Annotated in this window: 13 protein-coding genes; 2 read left to right on the top strand and 11 right to left on the bottom strand. The window is 70.9% G+C overall.

Translation table 11 applies throughout. The features are described 5' to 3' along the window. Genes AC07OQ_RS10955 through rsmB form a run of 3 tightly spaced genes read right to left on the bottom strand, consistent with a single transcriptional unit; the run spans position 1 to position 4215 of the window. On the bottom strand, positions 1 to 2283 hold the full coding sequence (locus tag AC07OQ_RS10955; RefSeq protein WP_495053158.1) for a sensor histidine kinase: 2283 nt from the start codon (positions 2281 to 2283) through the stop codon (positions 1 to 3). After that, positions 2280 to 2858, bottom strand: a complete 579-nt coding sequence (locus tag AC07OQ_RS10950; protein WP_495053157.1) for a DUF4390 domain-containing protein — start codon at positions 2856 to 2858, stop codon at positions 2280 to 2282. Before AC07OQ_RS10950 ends, AC07OQ_RS10955 begins: the two co-directional genes overlap by 4 nt. A gap of 4 nt (positions 2859 to 2862) precedes the next feature. After that, positions 2863 to 4215: a 16S rRNA (cytosine(967)-C(5))-methyltransferase RsmB gene (gene rsmB, locus AC07OQ_RS10945; protein WP_495053156.1), complete on the bottom strand. Its 1353-nt coding sequence runs from the start codon at positions 4213 to 4215 to the stop codon at positions 2863 to 2865. A 95-nt stretch (positions 4216 to 4310) separates the two neighbouring features. Here rsmB and folE point away from each other — a divergent pair, with 95 nt between their 5' ends. Beyond that, the gene (gene folE, locus AC07OQ_RS10940; RefSeq protein WP_495053155.1) at positions 4311 to 5015 is read left to right on the top strand and encodes a GTP cyclohydrolase I; all 705 of its coding nucleotides are present in this window, start codon (positions 4311 to 4313) and stop codon (positions 5013 to 5015) included. A 12-nt stretch (positions 5016 to 5027) separates the two neighbouring features. Then, positions 5028 to 5450 carry a BLUF domain-containing protein gene (locus AC07OQ_RS10935; RefSeq protein WP_495053154.1) on the top strand — a complete coding sequence of 141 codons (423 nt, stop codon included), beginning with the start codon at positions 5028 to 5030 and terminating at the stop codon, positions 5448 to 5450. Positions 5451 to 5580: 130 nt separating this feature from the next. Here the strand turns inward: AC07OQ_RS10935 and AC07OQ_RS10930 are convergent, their stop codons facing one another. The 8 genes from AC07OQ_RS10930 to AC07OQ_RS10895 all read right to left on the bottom strand — a co-directional run bounded on the left by AC07OQ_RS10930 (position 5581) and on the right by AC07OQ_RS10895 (position 14596). Beyond that, positions 5581 to 6858: an NAD(P)/FAD-dependent oxidoreductase gene (locus AC07OQ_RS10930; RefSeq protein ID WP_495053153.1), complete on the bottom strand. Its 1278-nt coding sequence runs from the start codon at positions 6856 to 6858 to the stop codon at positions 5581 to 5583. Positions 6859 to 6872: 14 nt separating this feature from the next. After that, positions 6873 to 7196 (bottom strand): c-type cytochrome, encoded by a 324-nt coding sequence (locus AC07OQ_RS10925; protein ID WP_495053152.1) that lies wholly within the window; start codon positions 7194 to 7196, stop codon positions 6873 to 6875. A 78-nt stretch (positions 7197 to 7274) separates the two neighbouring features. Continuing rightward, positions 7275 to 7817: a LemA family protein gene (locus AC07OQ_RS10920; protein ID WP_495053151.1), complete on the bottom strand. Its 543-nt coding sequence runs from the start codon at positions 7815 to 7817 to the stop codon at positions 7275 to 7277. Continuing rightward, a complete protein-coding gene (gene queC, locus AC07OQ_RS10915; RefSeq protein WP_495053150.1) occupies positions 7814 to 8533 on the bottom strand; it encodes a 7-cyano-7-deazaguanine synthase QueC in 720 nt (239 codons plus the stop codon). The genes AC07OQ_RS10920 and queC overlap by 4 nt, the downstream gene beginning before the upstream one ends. 481 nt (positions 8534 to 9014) lie before the next feature. After that, positions 9015 to 10298 carry a glutamate-5-semialdehyde dehydrogenase gene (locus AC07OQ_RS10910; RefSeq protein ID WP_495053149.1) on the bottom strand — a complete coding sequence of 428 codons (1284 nt, stop codon included), beginning with the start codon at positions 10296 to 10298 and terminating at the stop codon, positions 9015 to 9017. A 52-nt stretch (positions 10299 to 10350) separates the two neighbouring features. Continuing rightward, the gene (locus AC07OQ_RS10905) at positions 10351 to 12159 is read right to left on the bottom strand and encodes a hypothetical protein (RefSeq protein ID WP_495053148.1); all 1809 of its coding nucleotides are present in this window, start codon (positions 12157 to 12159) and stop codon (positions 10351 to 10353) included. Positions 12160 to 12285: 126 nt separating this feature from the next. Continuing rightward, on the bottom strand, positions 12286 to 13716 hold the full coding sequence (locus AC07OQ_RS10900; RefSeq protein WP_495053147.1) for a M28 family metallopeptidase: 1431 nt from the start codon (positions 13714 to 13716) through the stop codon (positions 12286 to 12288). Between the two features lie 40 nt (positions 13717 to 13756). Then, on the bottom strand, positions 13757 to 14596 hold the full coding sequence (locus tag AC07OQ_RS10895; RefSeq protein WP_495053146.1) for a GNAT family N-acetyltransferase: 840 nt from the start codon (positions 14594 to 14596) through the stop codon (positions 13757 to 13759). Between the last annotated feature and the right edge of the window lie 5 nt (positions 14597 to 14601).

Here is a 14601-nt window from a genome sequence, read left to right as displayed (position 1 = left end):
TCACGCGGCCCTGTGTCTCACGCCGGTATCGGCCGGGCCCGTTGCAGTCGCGAGTTTTGAAAATGATAACGAAACTTGAGCGCCAATCAGCGCCTGGGCCTCGTCGCCGTGCAAATGTAGATTGGTCAGACGGATGCGCGCGCCATGCTCGTCGGCGATTTTCTTCACCACCGCCAGGCCCAGCCCCGTGCCCTTGCTCTTGGTCGTGACATAAGGCTCAAAAGCGCGTTTCAGCACCTTCTCGGCAAAACCGGGGCCATTGTCTATCACTTGCAGGCGCAGGCCGCGCAGCTCGCCGACGTCGTTGAACGCCTTCTGGGTGCGCAACAGCACCTGACCCTCGGGCTGCTCGCTGACGGCGTCGAGCGCGTTCTGCACCAGGTTGTGCACCACCTGGCGCAGCTGCGAAGGGTCGCCCAGGATCAGCGGCGGCTCGCTCGCCAGCTCGGCGCGCAGGCGCCCACTCTCCTGCGCCTGGGCATAGAGCATCAGCACCTCGCCGACCAGCGCGTTCAGGTCCAGCGCGCTCAGCTGGGCCGAGGGCAGACGGGCGTAGTCGCGAAACTCGTTGACCAGCTGCTTCATCGCCTGCACCTGGTTGACGATGGTGGCCACCGAGCGCACCAGCATGGCCTGGTCGCTGCCTTCCAGCTTGGCCTCGAGCTTGTGCTGCAGGCGCTCGGCGGAGAGCTGGATCGGGGTCAGCGGGTTCTTGATCTCGTGGGCCAGGCGGCGCGCCACCTCGCTCCAGGCGGCCGAGCGCTGGGCCGAGACCACCTCGGAGATGTCGTCGAACACCAGCAGCCGGCCATGCGGCGGCAACTGGGCGCCGCGCACCAGCAGGGTCAGGGTGTCCTGGCCCGGCGCCAGCTGCAGCTCGAAGGCGTCCTGCCAGGTGCCGCGCTCGCCGGCCTCGGGGCTGTCGCCCAGCTGTTCGAAGCGCTGCCAGACCGACTGGGCAAAGCCCTGCAGCGGCTCCAGATCCTCCAGCCGGCGGCCGCGGTAGGCCGACAGCGGCAGGCGCAGGATGCGGGTGGCGCCGGGGTTGACGGTATCGATCAGGCCCCGGGCGTCGAACACGATCACGCCGGCGGTCAGGTTGTCCAGGATGGTCTGCAGATTGCTGCGCGCATCCTCCAGCTGGGCCACGCTGCGCTCCACCTGGGCACGCGCGTCGGCCAGCTGGTCGGTCATCTCGGCGAAGCTGCGGGTCAGGCCGCCCAGTTCGTCGCGCGAGGCCAGCGCCGGCTTGGCGGACAGGTCGCCGCGCGCCACCTGGCGCACGCCGTCGGCCAACATCAGCAGCGGGTGCGCCAGCTGGTTGCTCAGGGCCACGGCCAGCAGCATCGCGGCGAACAGGGCCAGGATCAGCACCAGGGTCAGGGTACCGAGGTACATGCGGCGCAGGCCGTCGCGCTCCAGCGCCCGCTGCTGGTATTCGCTGCTCGCGGTCTGCACCGCCAGCGCATTGGCCAGCACCTGGCCGGGCACGCGCTGCACCAGCATCAGGTAGCGGTCGCTGCTGCCCAGGCTCATGTCGCTGGCGGGCAGCCGCGCCAGCGCGCGGATGCGCGCCTGCCCCTGCAGGGCCAGGGCCTCGTCCTCCAGGCCCTCCAGCTGGCTCATCGCGCCGGCGGCCCGGGCCTGGCGCAGCATCGCCGCGTTGGGGCGGTCGGGGGTCAGCGCGCTGGTGTCGCCGCCCACGGCCATCAGGATCTGTCCGCCGCTGCCCACCAGGGCGACGGTGCGCACCGCCAGCTGCTCGCGCAGCCGCTCCAGCGCCAGCAGCGGCACCGGCTGAGCGACGTTGCCGCCGCTGGCCTCGCCGAGGCGCTCGGCCGCGTCGCGCGCCTTCAGCGACAGGTCGTTGACCAGGCCGTCCAGCGTGCCGCGGCCGAGGTTCAGGCCGGCGTCCAGCGCGCTGGCCAGGCGCACATCGAACCAGCTGTCGATGCTGCGGTTCACGAACTGGTAGGACACGGTGTAGATCAGCACGCCCGGCACCACGCCCACCAGCGCGAAGATGCCGGCCAGCTTGAGCAGCAGGCGGCTGCCGAACTTGGCGGCGCGCACGCGCAAGAGCAGGCGCACCGCCGCCACGCCGATCACCAGCACCAGCACCACGGCCACCGCCACGTTGAGCCAGAACAGCCAGACGTAGTGGCGCTCGAAGAAGCCGCGCGGCGTGGTCGCGCCGATCGACAGCAGGAAGGCGAGCACGCCGCAGGCGCCGGTCACGGCCACCAGCGAGACCAACCAGGCCCAGCGCGCCGCACGGGTCATGGCTTGCTCGTCAGGTCCGCGTTCAGGTTCAGCGTGCGCTCGACGCTCAGGGCCCAGCCCTGCGGCGAGCCCAGGCCGATCTGCATCGGCCGCGGCAGCTGGCTGGTGTCGAGCCGGTAGCCGAACTCCAGGTAGTAGCGGCTGTCCTCGTCCAGTTCCCTGGCCTCCGCCAGCCGCCAGCCCGCCATGCCGCGCAGCGAGGCCAGCGCCTCGGCGAGGCCGGCATAGCCCTGGTGCAGACCGCCGGTGCTGACGCGGTACTGCCGGGTCAGCGGCTGCCAGGCCAGACGCCAGCTGCGCGACACCCGGGCGACACGCTCGTCGCGCCAGTACCAGCGCGAGCGCAGCAGCTGGGCCTCGGCCACGAAATAGATGGGCACCCCCTTCATCAGCGCGTCCTCCACCGCGCGCGGCAGCTCGAAGCGGGTGCTGAAGTTCAGCGCCAGGCCGTCATCGAGCCGCTCGGTGCCGAGATGGGTCAGCTCGACGCCCTCGGCACGCGCCGGCGCGGCCGGTGCCAGCAGGGCCAGCAACAGTGCAAACAGCAGGAGGAAGGGCAGACGCAGCAGGACCAAGGGGTTAGTTCTTTATCAGCAGGGCGTAGAAGAAACCATCGACCACCGAGGTTGCCGCGCCCGGCCTTGATCCATTGTCGGCCAGGGGCAGCAGATGACCCGTGAAGCCCTGCACCGGCAGCAGGCGGGCATCGGGACGGCGTTGCAAAAACGCATCGACCTGGGCCTGCCCCTCGGCCTTGAAGATCGAGCAGGTGGCATAGACCAGGCGCCCGCCGGGCTTCAGGGTGGGCCACAGCGCATCCAGCAGCTGGGCCTGGATCTGGGCCAGGTTGCCGATGTCGCCCGGGCGGCGCAGCCAGCGCACGTCCGGATGGCGGCGCACGATGCCGGAGGCGCTGCAGGGCGCATCCAGCAGGATGGCGTCGAAGGGCCGGCCATCCCACCAGGCCGCCGTGTCGCGCGCGTCGGCGGCCTTCAGCGCGGCCTTCAGGCCCAGGCGGTTCAGGTTGTCCTGCACCCTGGCCAGGCGGCCGGCGTCGGCGTCCAGCGCCAGCAGCTCCAGTTCCTGCAGCTCCAGCAGATGGGCGGTCTTGCCGCCCGGCGCGGCGCAGGCGTCCAGCACGCGGGCGCCCGGCGGCAGCTCCGGCAACGGGGCCAGGCCTTGCTGGGCTCCCACCACCAGCGGCCCGGCCAGTTGGGCGGCCGCGTCCTGCACCGAGGCGGCGCCCTGGGCAAAGCCCGGCAGGACCGTCACCGGCACGGCACGCTCCAGCACCAGGGCCTGCGGTGCCAGCGCGCCGACCGGGCGCGCCGCGATGCCCAGCGCCGCCAGGCGTTCGAGATAGGCCTGTACCGAGCCCAGGCGCGCATTGACGCGCAGGGTCATCGGCGGATGCTCATTGTTGGCCTGCAGCACCGCCTGCCACTCGCCCGGCCAGTCCTGCCGCACCCGCTCGATCCACCAGGGCGGATGGTTGAAGGCCCCCTGCGGGTCGCGCTGGGCGACCTGGACGACGGCCTCGCGCTCGCGCAGGAAGCGCCGCAGCACGGCATTGACGAAGCCGGCGCTGGCCGGCGCGCGCTTGCGGGCCGCCTCGACCGCCTGGTCCACCACCGTGTGCTCGGCATAGGGCGGCTCGCCCGGGCCGGGCCACAGCAGGGCCAGGGCGCTGGTCAGCAGGCTGTCGACCCGCGGCGGCGGGCTCTTCGGCGCCAGCACGGCGCGCGCGGCCTGCGCCCCGCCCAGCTGGCGCAGCACATGGAAGGACAGGGCCTGGGTACCGGGCCGCAGCTCGGCCGGGCAGCGCGCCAGCACCTCGGTCAGCGACCTGCCGTCACGCACGGACTGCAGGGCATCGGCCACCTGCAGCAGCAGGCGGCTCAGGGGTTGGGAGGGATGGGCTGGGGCGGACACGCGCCCGAGTGTAGGGGCAGACCCGCAGTGGTCCGGCGCATGGTGGGGAATTTGCAATGCGTACACAATGCCCGGCATACCATTCCGAGACAGCTATGACGAAGAACAACGGCAAGCCTTCGGCCGAGGCGCCGGCCTCCGAACGCATCCGCTACCGCCTGACCAGCGCCGGCTGCCGCCATCACGCCAACGACAATATCTCGGCCTTCATCGAGGACGGCGAGCTGGACGAGTTGCAGGCCGAGGTGGAGGCCAAGATGCAAGAGGTGTTGCGCGCGCTGGTGATCGACACCGAGAGCGACCACAACACCCAGGAAACCGCCAAGCGCGTGGCCAAGATGTATCTGCGCGAAATCTTCAAGGGCCGCTACGGCGCGGCGCCGGCGGTCACCGAGTTCCCCAATGCCGAACGCCTGAACGAGCTGATGATCGTCGGCCCGATCACGGTGCGCAGCGCCTGCTCGCACCACCTCTGCCCGATCATGGGCCGGGTCTGGATCGGCCTGCTGCCCAACGAGCATTCGAATCTGATCGGCCTGTCGAAGTACGCGCGCCTGACCGACTGGATCATGAGCCGCCCGCAGATCCAGGAGGAGGCCGTGACGATGCTGGCCAATGAGCTGCAGGAACGCGTGCAGCCCGACGGCCTGGCCATCGTGATGGAGGCCGACCATTTCTGCATGCACTGGCGCGGCGTCAAGGACGGCGATTCGATGATGACCAACAGCGTGATGCGCGGTGCCTTCCTGAAGGACGCGAATCTGCGCCGCGAGTTCCTGTCCCTGCTGTCGAAGAAATAAGCGAGGTCCCGCATGCTAGTCCGCCTGCTCTACGCCAGCCGCGCCGCCCATGCCATGAGCGAGGCCGAGTTGAGTGCCATCCTGAAGTCCGCGCGCGAGCACAACCATGAGACCGGCCTGACCGGCCTGCTGTGCTACAGCGATGGCATGTTCATCCAGGTACTGGAGGGCGCCCGCGACGCGGTGAACGCGCGCTACAAGGCCATCATCGACGACGCCCGCCATCGCGACGAGATCATCCTGAGCTACGAGGAGATCGGCGAGCGCCATTTCGCCGGCTGGGCCATGGGTCAGGTCAACCTGTCGCGGCTGAACCCGGCCCTGGTGCTGAAGTATTCGGCCAGCACCAGGCTGGACCCCTATGCGATGTCCGGCCGCGCGCTGATGGCGCTGTTCCACGAACTGGTCAGCACTGGCGCCATCGTCTGTTCCTGACGGCTACGCCGACAGGGCATAGCCGTCCGCACAACACGCCCCGATTGAGCGGAGCCCGAGGATCCGGCTTTGCCGGTCCTGCGGGCTCGCCCCCTTGAGGGGGCGCGCGAAGCGCGTAGGGGGTGGGCCGTTACGCCAAGGCGTCGGACCAGATGGTCCGCGCCCAGTTCCAGGCGTAGGTGCCCTCCAGTTCGGTCGGTCCCGCCGACACGCCGCCGGAGCCGGCCACGGTCTTGAAGGTCTTCTCGGCCGCCACGTACTCGTGCACGCTGGCCACATGGATCACGTTCCTGCCATTGTCCACATAGCTGTAGCAGGTGTTGGTCAGCATCGGCGCCGGGTTGATCTCCCAGCCGTTCAGCTCGGCAACGATGGCCGCGGCCGCCACCTTGGCATGGCTGTTGGCCATATGGCCGCTCTTGGGCATGGCCGGCGCGATCTGGATCGAATCGCCCAGCACATGGATATGCTTGGCGGCGGTGGACTCGAAGTTCAGGTAGTTGACGCCGACCCAGCGTGCATTGCTGTTGGCCAGGCCGGTCTGCACCGCGATGGCGCCCGCGCGCATGCTGGGCAGCACGTTCAGCACATCGGCCTTGACGTCGTCCTGCACCTCGAACTTGATCGTGCGGTTCTTCGCATCGACCGCCGTGGCCTTGTGCTGCGGCCGGTATTCGACGATGCCCTTGTACTGCTCGGCCCAGACCTTCTTGAACAGCGGGCCCTTGGAGGTGACGTCCGGGTTGGCATCCAGGATCAGCACCTTGGACTTCGGCTTCGCCTGCTTGAAGTAGCCGGCGATCACGCTGGCGCGCTCGTAGGGCCCGGGCGGGCAGCGGTACGGTGCCTCGGGAATCGTGATCGCGTAGACGCCGCCATCCGGCATGGCCTCCAGCTGGCGGCGCAAGGCCACCGTCTCCGGCCCGGCCTTCCAGGCCTGCAGGATCTGGCCGGCCGCATTCGCATCCTTCAGCCCGGCGACCGAGTCCCAGATCAGCTCGATGCCGGGGCTCAGCACCAGCTTGTCGTAGGCAATGGTCGACCCCGAAGCCAAGGTGGCCGTGCGCTTGGCCGCGTCGATGCCGGCCACGGTGTCGCGCACCACGGTCACGCCATGCTTGGAGCGCAGCGTGCCGTAGGGCACGCTCAGCTCGCCGATCTGCTTGGCGCCGCCCAGCACCAGGTTGGAGATCGGGCAGGAGACGAAGGCCTCGTTGGGCTCCACCAGCACCACCTCGATCTGGTAGTCCGACAGCAGGCGGATGTATTTGGCGGCCGTCGCGCCGCCATAGCCGCCGCCCACCACCAGCACGCGCGCCCTGGACGGCACGGATGTCGTGGAAGCACAGCCGGCCAGGCCGAAGGCGGCCAGCGCCGCGGCGCCTTGCAGGAGATTGCGTCTTTGCATGATCTTTGCCTCCTTCAGTTGCGCGGCAGGACCGAGAAATAGGCCGCCAGCTGTTCGATCTGGGCCTCGCTGTAGCCCTTGGCCAGCTGATGCATCACCGTGGCCTGGCGGGCGCCGCTCTTGAAGGCCTTCATCTGCTCGCTGAGGTAGGCGGCCGGCATGCCGGCAAGACCTGGCACCGCCGAGCCCTCGACGGCGCGGCCGTTGGTGCCATGGCAGTTGGCGCAGGTGGCGGCCAGGGCCTTCAGGTGCAGGGCCTTGCCGGCATCCTGCGCCAGGGCGCTTCCGGCGCAGGCGGCCAGCAGCGCGGCCGACAGAATCGCTCGCAGCTTGTCCATGATCTTGTCTCCTCGGGGTGAGCGCGCAGTTTAGGCACGCCGCCGCGGAATTGCCAACAAGCTTTGGCGATATCTATTTCAGAGCGAGCGGGCTTCCGCAAAACCGTACAGGCTGGCCAGGATGCGGGTCGGGAACTGCTGCTGCGCCTCGTTGTACTGCGTCACCGCCTGGTTGAAGACCTGGCGCGCGAAGGCGCGCTGACGCTCGATCAGCTTCAGCTCCTCCAGCAGCTCGCGCAGCTCGGCCTGGGCTCCCAACTCGCCATGATGTTCCACCAGCGAGGACAGCCGCGTCACCGCGGCCGCATGCACGGCCGTGGCCACCGCCAGGCTGCCCACCGGATCGCCGGCATAGGGCTTGGCGCGCGCCGCCTGGGCCGCGGCCTGGGCCTCGGCCTGGGCGCTTTCCAGCGCGTCGAAGGTGGCCTGCTCGCTGGCCAGCTGCGGCCGCAGCAGGGCCAGCAGCTTGCTGCAGGTCTCGGCACGCGCGTTGAGCTGCTGATCCAGCTGCTGGTAGGCCTCGCCGATCGCATTGCGCAGGCGCATCAGGCGGTTGTAGGCGCCGATGCCCCAGAACAGCAGGATGGCGGCGATCACCCAGCCGGCGGTGCTCCAGTTCATGCGGCGAGAAATTCCCGATAGCCCTTGGCCCGCAGCTCGCAGGCGGGGCAGCTGCCGCAGCCGTAGCCCCAGGCATGGCGCTGCGTGCGCTCGCCCAGATAGCAGGTGTGGGTGTGCTCGATGATCAGCGCGTTGAGCGCCGCGCCGCCCAGCCCTTCGGTCAGCGCCCAGGTCTGGGCCTTGGTGATGAACATCAGCGGCGTCTCCACGGTCATCGGCGCATCCAGGCCCAGGCTCAGCGCCACCTGCAGGGCCTTCAGGGTGTTGTCGCGGCAGTCCGGATAGCCGGAGAAGTCGGTCTCGCACATGCCGCCCACCAGCACCGAGGCGCCGCGCCGGTAGGCCAGCGTGGCGGCGAAGCTCAGGAACAGCAGGTTGCGGCCCGGCACGAAGGTGTTGGGCAGGCCGTTGGCCTGCATCTCGATGGCGCGCGCATCGGTCAGCGCGGTGGCGGAGATCTGCCCCAGCAGGCTCAGGTCCAGCAGATGGTCCTCGCCCAGCTTGGCGCCCCAGGCCGGGAACCGCGCGGCGAGCTCGCGCCGCACGGTCTGGCGGCAGTCCAGCTCGATGCGGTGGCGCTGGCCGTAGTCGAAGCCGATGGTCTCGACCGCGGCATAGCGGTCCAGCGCCCAGGCCAGGCAGGCGGTGGAATCCTGGCCGCCGGAAAACAGCACCAGGGCCTTGCGTTGCGTGGCGGCTTGGGGAGGGGAACTCATCTCGGGCTGATCGGTGAAGCGTGTCAGACCGCATGTTATGTTCTCCCCGCTTTCCGGAGGGAGACGAGATGAAAAATCCGTTATGGCTTGCGCTGGGCGCCCTGCTGCTCGCGCCCTTGCCGGCAGCGCCACCGTCGAGCGCATGCTGCCGGTCAGGGCCGGCCAGCAGCGGCTGCTGCGCGTGGCCTGCCTGAGCGGGCGCTTCGACAGCGACTCGCTGCAGATCCAGCCCGCCGAGGGCCTGGCCATCGGCGAGATCACCGTGCAGCCCGTGGAGCGCGCGGGCGCGGTCGCCGCCGAGCTGGCCGCCCATGAACTGGCCCTGGGCTATCTGAAGAACTACGGCAGCGCGGCCGCCACGCCGGCGCCAGCGCTTCGCGGCGGACTACTCGATCAGCTATCCGAAGGACGCCGGGATCAGCGGACGGCCGCGCTGAGCGGGCATTCCCGCGCGGGCGCGGCGAAGCCGCCAGGGCTGGGCTCAGGTTCTGACTTCGCCCTGCCCCAGCACCACCCATTTCATCGAGGTCAGGCCCTCCAGCCCCACCGGCCCGCGGGCGTGGAACTTGTCGGTGGAGATGCCGATCTCGGCGCCCAGGCCGTACTCGAAGCCATCGGCGAAGCGCGTGCTGGCATTGACCATCACGCTGGCCGAATCGACCTCGCGCAGGAAGCGCATCGCGTTCGGATGATTGGTGGTCAGGATCGCATCGGTGTGGTGCGAGCCGTAGCGATTGATGTGGGCAATCGCCTCGTCCAGACTGTCCACCACCTTGATGCTGATGATCGGCGCCAGGTATTCCTCGCTCCAGTCGGCTTCAGAAGCGGCCGCCAGCTTGGCATCCTGCAGCGGCCCCAGCAGGGCCAGGCTGCGCGGGCAGCCGCGCATCTCCACGCCCTTGGCGGCGAAGATCGCGCCGATCCTGGGCAGGAAGGCGCTGGCCTGGGCCGCGTGCACCAGCAGCGACTCGGTGGCATTGCAGGGGCTGTACTTCTGGGTCTTGGCGTTGTCCACCACGACCAGCGCCTGCTCGAGGTCGACCTCGGCATCCACATAGCTGTGGCAGTTGCCATCCAGATGCTTGATCACCGGCACCTTGGCTTCGCGGCTGATGCGCTCGATCAGGCCCTTGCCGCCGCGCGGGATGATCACGTCGACGAACTCGGGCGCCGCGATCAAGAGGCCCACCGCGGCGCGGTCGGTGGTGTTGACCAGTTGCACCGCCTCGCGCGGCAGGCCGGCCTCGGCCAGCGCCTCGCTCACCAGCCGGATCAGCGCCAGATTGGAATGGATGGCCTCCGAGCCGCCGCGCAGGATGCAGGCATTGCCGCTCTTGATCGCCAGCGAGGCCGCCTCGATGGTCACGTTCGGGCGGCTCTCGTAGATCATGCCGAACACGCCCAGCGGCACGCGCATCTGGCCCACGCTGATGCCGGTGGGGCGGCGCTTGACGCCGCTGATCTCGCCCACCAGGTCGGGCATCGCCGCGATCTGCTCGCAGCCCTCGGCCACCGTGGCCAGCACCTTGTCGGTGAGGCGCAGCCGGTCCACCAGCGGCGCGGCCAGGCCGGCGGCCGCGGCCGCCGCCAGGTCGAGCGCATTGGCCTCGGCGAGCAGTGGCCCGGCCGCGCGCAGGCGCCGTGCCAGGGCCAGCAGGGCCCGGTTCTTGGCGGCCGTCGGCGCGGCCGCCATCGCGGTGGCCGCGGCGCGGGCCTGGCGGCCCAGGGTCTGCATATAGGAAGCGAGATCGGTGCTGCTGCTCATGGCGCCATTCTCGCCCAAGCCGCGCCGGCGCCGCGGCGCCGGGGCTTTGTGCTCACAGCTGCTGCAGGGTCGGCCCGCCCGGCGGCCCGAACCAGGCCCGCGCCAGTGCCGCACGGGTCTCGCGCTCGGCACGTGCGTCGCCGCGCCGCTTGTAGAGCTCGGCCAGCCCGGCCAGGGCCCAGCCGTTGTTGCGCACCCGCGTGAGCGAGCCGCGCAGCGCCGCCTCCGCCTCGTCCAGCCGGCCCTGGCGCAGGCGCAGCGCGCCGAGCGACTGGCGCAGCGGGTAGTACCAGTAGGGCGGCTCGGTATAGGCCAGGCCGTCCTCGACCGCGATCGCCGCCTCATAGGCCGCGGCGGCGCCGTCCAGGTCGCCCTGGGCATCGGCCAGGCGCGCGCCCGCCACCAGGCGCGCGGTCTGCACGATGGCCTGGGCCGGCACGCCCCAGGGCTCGAAGGGCTTGAACAGGTCGGCCTGCCGCTCCAGCGCCGCCAGCGCCGCGATCTCCTGCTGGGCCGCGTCCGTCTGGCGCAGCGCGGCCTGGGCCAGCGCGCGGGCATAGTGGTACATGGCCTTCACCAGCACCAGCTCGTCGGGCGGCGCCGGCAGGGCCAGGATGGTCGCGGGCGCGCTGAACTGCGCATGGGTCGTGTAGGGTGCGGCCTTGACCGGCTGCAGGATCTCGAAGGCCTTGACCATGTCCTGCGTCAGCGCCGCGTCGAGCTTGGTTGCCGCCTCGATCGCGCCGCGGCCATCGCCACCCATCTGCGCCGAGACCATCAGGAAATGGATGTTGTGCGGGTAATAGGCCGAGCGGTACATCGGGTCGGAGGGCGATGTCTTGAAATAGCGCTCGTCGACCGCGATCGCCTGGCGGTTCGCCTCCAGCGAATCGCGGTACAGGCCGACGCGGTAGTAGATATGGGCCGGCATGTGGACGATATGGCCGGCCCCGGGCATCAGCGCCGCCAGGCGGCGCGCCGGCGCCAGCGCGCGCTCGGGCCGGGTCGAGGCCTCGACCGCGTGGATGTAGAGATGGATCGCCCCGGCATGCTGCGGATTGCGCTGCAGCACGGTCTCCAGCGCGCGCAGTATCTCGGCCGTGCGGCCCTTGGGGCGGGCGCCACCGGCCTCCCAGTAGTCCCAGGGCTGCGTGTCCATCGCGGCCTCGGCGTTCAGGACCTGCAGCAGGTCGTCCTCGGGATAGCGCGCGGCCAGGCGCTGCATCGCGTCGGCATAGGCCGCGTCCAGCACGGCACGCTCGGGCGCGGGGTCGGCCGAGTAGCGCTGCTGCAGCGCCTCGATCAGCGCGCGCTCCTTGGGCGCCGCGCCCGCCTTCAGCGCCACCGCGCGCGCCAGCGCGGCCAGCGCCGGAGCCTGCGCCTCGGGCAGCATCGGCGCGTTGATGTTGGGGCCCAGCACCAGGGCCTCGCCCCAGAAGCACAGCGCGCATTGCGGGTCCAGGCGCTGCGCGGCCTGGAAGGCGCGCTGCGCCTCCGCATGGTTGAAGGCGAACGCCAGGCGCAGGCCCTGGTCGAAATAGGCCTGCACCTTGGTGTCGGCGACGCGGGCGAGCCGGAAGCTCATCCGGCCCAGGTCCCCGTAGAGCGGCACCGCGCCGGTGGCCGCCTGTATCGGCGCCGGCTGGAAGGGGGTGGTCTCGGTCTTGGCCGCCGCCAGCAGCATGCCCTGCAGCAGCCGCGGCGACTGCTGCGAAGCCGCGCTGCCGCACAGCGGCGCGGTCGCAATCGACAGTGCCGGGCCGGCATCGGCCTCATGGTCCAGCGCCGGGGGAATCAGCAGGGTGGCTGCCACCAGGGCCTGGGCCAGGGGAAGAAGCCGGGGCGGGCGATGATGCTGCATGGTGAGCCTCCTTGCCGGCGCGGACCGCGGCCGCGGAGCGCCAGCGCGGATGTTGGCACCGCGGCGGTGCCAGCGCCCATCCTCCAGGGTAGGGATGCTCGACGGCCCAGATGCGCAGAGACCCCGTCAGCGCGCCGGCAGCGGGAAACTCGCCAGGCTGGCATGCCCGCCCTTGGACAGCGCCTGCACACCGAACACCACATTGTCCTTGGACAGCCCCGGCAGCAGCGCGCGCGTCACCAGGCCCACGTCGCGCGCCTGCTGCCAGGTGGGCGACTCCGGATGGCGCCAGACGATGCGGTAGCCGGCCACGGCCGGATCGGCACTGGCGTCCCAGCGCAGCGCGCTATCGTTGGTGAGCGCCGTGGTCTCCAGCTTGACGCCGGCCGGCGGCGCCGGCGCGCGCGCCAGGCTGGCCAGGCCGGCCAGGTTGATGCGCGCCACGTCGGCCACATAGGAAAAATCGACGAACTCGGGCAGGTCTCCGTAGACCACGCCGTTCTCGGTGCGCAGGTTCTGGTGCTGGTGGGCGAAGTTCTCGAAGGGCTCGGTGAAGCGCACCGCCGCATAGCCGCGTTCCAGGAAGGGCAGATGGTCGCCGCCGCGCAGATAGCGGTCGCGGCGCTGGATCAGGTTGACCCTGAAGCCCGGCAGATAGCGCTCGCCGGCGGCCTTCAGATGGCGGCCCAACTGCTGGGTCGGCAGGTCCTCGGCGCCGCCGGCCAGGGCCAGCTGCTGCAGCTGCTCGCGCGCCGCGGCCACGGCCTGCTGTTCCGCATCCGGCTGCACCGGCTGGTTGCCGCGCGCCTGCACCAAGAGGCGCAGCAGCGGGTCATAGCCGTCGGCGAACAGGCGCAGCTGCTTTTTATCCACCTGGCCGGCATCGCCCTGCGGGCTGCCGACGATGTCGTTGGTGATCATGGCCTCGATGTTCAGGCCCTGGCGGCGCGCCTGGCGGGCCCAATGGGCGGCGCCCAGCAGGCCCTGCTCCTCGCCGGGCACGGCCATGAACACCAGCGTCGCGTCGAATGGGCGGCTCGCCATCACGCAGGCCAGCTCCATCACGGCGGCCACGCCGGAGGCGTCGTCGTTGGCGCCGGGCGCCGCGCCCACGGCGTCCATCACATCGCCGTTGCGCGAGTCGTAATGGCCGCTGACCACCAGCAGCCGGTCCTTGGACGCGGCCGACACGCCCGGCAAGGTGGCCACCACATTGACCAGGGTCGCCGGGCGCGGCAGGCGGTTGCCGGCCGGCTCGACGAACTCGTCCAGCGTCACCTGCAGGCGGCCGCCGGCGGCCTGCGAGCAGGTCTGCAGCTCGCGCTGGATCCAGCGCCGCGCGGCGCCGATGCCGCGCGTGTCGGACTCGGTCTCCGACAGGGTGTGGCGGGTATGGAAGCCCACCAAGGTCCCGATGCGCTGCTCGATGCGCGCGGCCGAGACCTCGGCGAGCATCCGCGCGATCTCGGCATCCGGAGCCCCGTCCCGCGCCGCGGCCGGGCCACCGGCCGCCAGCAGCAAGGCCGCCAGGACCCCCATCGTTGTCACCGTCGTCATCTTCAAGAGCGTTCTCCGTGAATGCGGGCCGGCTGCTGGGTCAAAGAGGCCGCCGCATCAGCAGCTGGTGCAGCGGCTGGGGCCGGAAGCCCAGTTCGCGCAGGGCCCGCCCGCCCAGGTCCGGGCGCTGGATCTGCGGCACGCGCAGGTTCGCCCGCGGGAACTCGGCGCGCAGCGCCTGCAGCAGCGCACGGGCATCCCGCTGGTCGGGGTCGGTGTCGATCAGGCTGGCGACCGCGACCATGTTGTCGTCGGGCCGGCCGAACAGCAGCTGGGCCGCGCCCAGCTGCCAGGCGCTCAGGCCCTGGGCCGGGCGCAGCGAGCCGGCCGTGACCTGCAGCGGCAGCTCGGCGATGCGCGCCTCGGCCGCATCCAGCCAGGCCATCGCCTCGGCATGCTCGACGACGCGCAGCGCGGCCGTGGCCGGCGCCACCATGCCGGGCTCGGCCAGATAGCCGTGCAGCTCATGGCGCGCCTCGAAGCCGCGCCCGCGGTACAGACGCAGCGCGCGCTCGTTCTGCGCAAACACCTCGAGCTCCACCGCCCGCTGGCCCGCGGCCGCGGCGCGCGCGATGAAATCGTCCAGCAGCCGCGGCGCGGCGCCGCTGCCGCGCGCGGCCGGCAGCACGCCCATCGTCGCGAGACGCCAGCGCCGCGACGCCGGCCGCGGCGCGACCAGGGCGAAGCCGAGGATCTGCCCGTCGGCGCCCAGCAGCGCGCGGCTCAGGTCCGGGTCCACCCCCTGGCGCGCCAGAAAGGCGGGCCAGGCCTCGAAGCCCAGCGTGAAGGGGCCGATCAGGTAGTCGGCAAAGGCAGCGACGAAGGCCGCATGCAGTCGCTCGGGCGGCAGCTCGTTCGCCGGGATGAGGTCTTGTGTCATGGTGG

Source organism: Roseateles sp. GW821-FHT09B06, from assembly GCF_059418245.1.
This window is presented reverse-complemented; position numbering and strand designations above follow the sequence as displayed.

Coding starts and splice junctions, on each gene's coding strand:
- AC07OQ_RS10955 (WP_495053158.1), bottom strand. CDS start 2,283: ATGACCCGTGCGGCGCGCTGGGCCTGGTTGGTCTCGCTGGTGGCCGTG.
- AC07OQ_RS10935 (WP_495053154.1), top strand. CDS start 5,028: ATGCTAGTCCGCCTGCTCTACGCCAGCCGCGCCGCCCATGCCATGAGC.
- AC07OQ_RS10900 (WP_495053147.1), bottom strand. CDS start 13,716: ATGACGACGGTGACAACGATGGGGGTCCTGGCGGCCTTGCTGCTGGCG.
- folE (WP_495053155.1), top strand. CDS start 4,311: ATGACGAAGAACAACGGCAAGCCTTCGGCCGAGGCGCCGGCCTCCGAA.
- AC07OQ_RS10930 (WP_495053153.1), bottom strand. CDS start 6,858: ATGCAAAGACGCAATCTCCTGCAAGGCGCCGCGGCGCTGGCCGCCTTC.
- AC07OQ_RS10920 (WP_495053151.1), bottom strand. CDS start 7,817: ATGAACTGGAGCACCGCCGGCTGGGTGATCGCCGCCATCCTGCTGTTC.
- AC07OQ_RS10910 (WP_495053149.1), bottom strand. CDS start 10,298: ATGAGCAGCAGCACCGATCTCGCTTCCTATATGCAGACCCTGGGCCGC.
- AC07OQ_RS10925 (WP_495053152.1), bottom strand. CDS start 7,196: ATGGACAAGCTGCGAGCGATTCTGTCGGCCGCGCTGCTGGCCGCCTGC.
- AC07OQ_RS10905 (WP_495053148.1), bottom strand. CDS start 12,159: ATGCAGCATCATCGCCCGCCCCGGCTTCTTCCCCTGGCCCAGGCCCTG.
- queC (WP_495053150.1), bottom strand. CDS start 8,533: ATGAGTTCCCCTCCCCAAGCCGCCACGCAACGCAAGGCCCTGGTGCTG.
- AC07OQ_RS10895 (WP_495053146.1), bottom strand. CDS start 14,596: ATGACACAAGACCTCATCCCGGCGAACGAGCTGCCGCCCGAGCGACTG.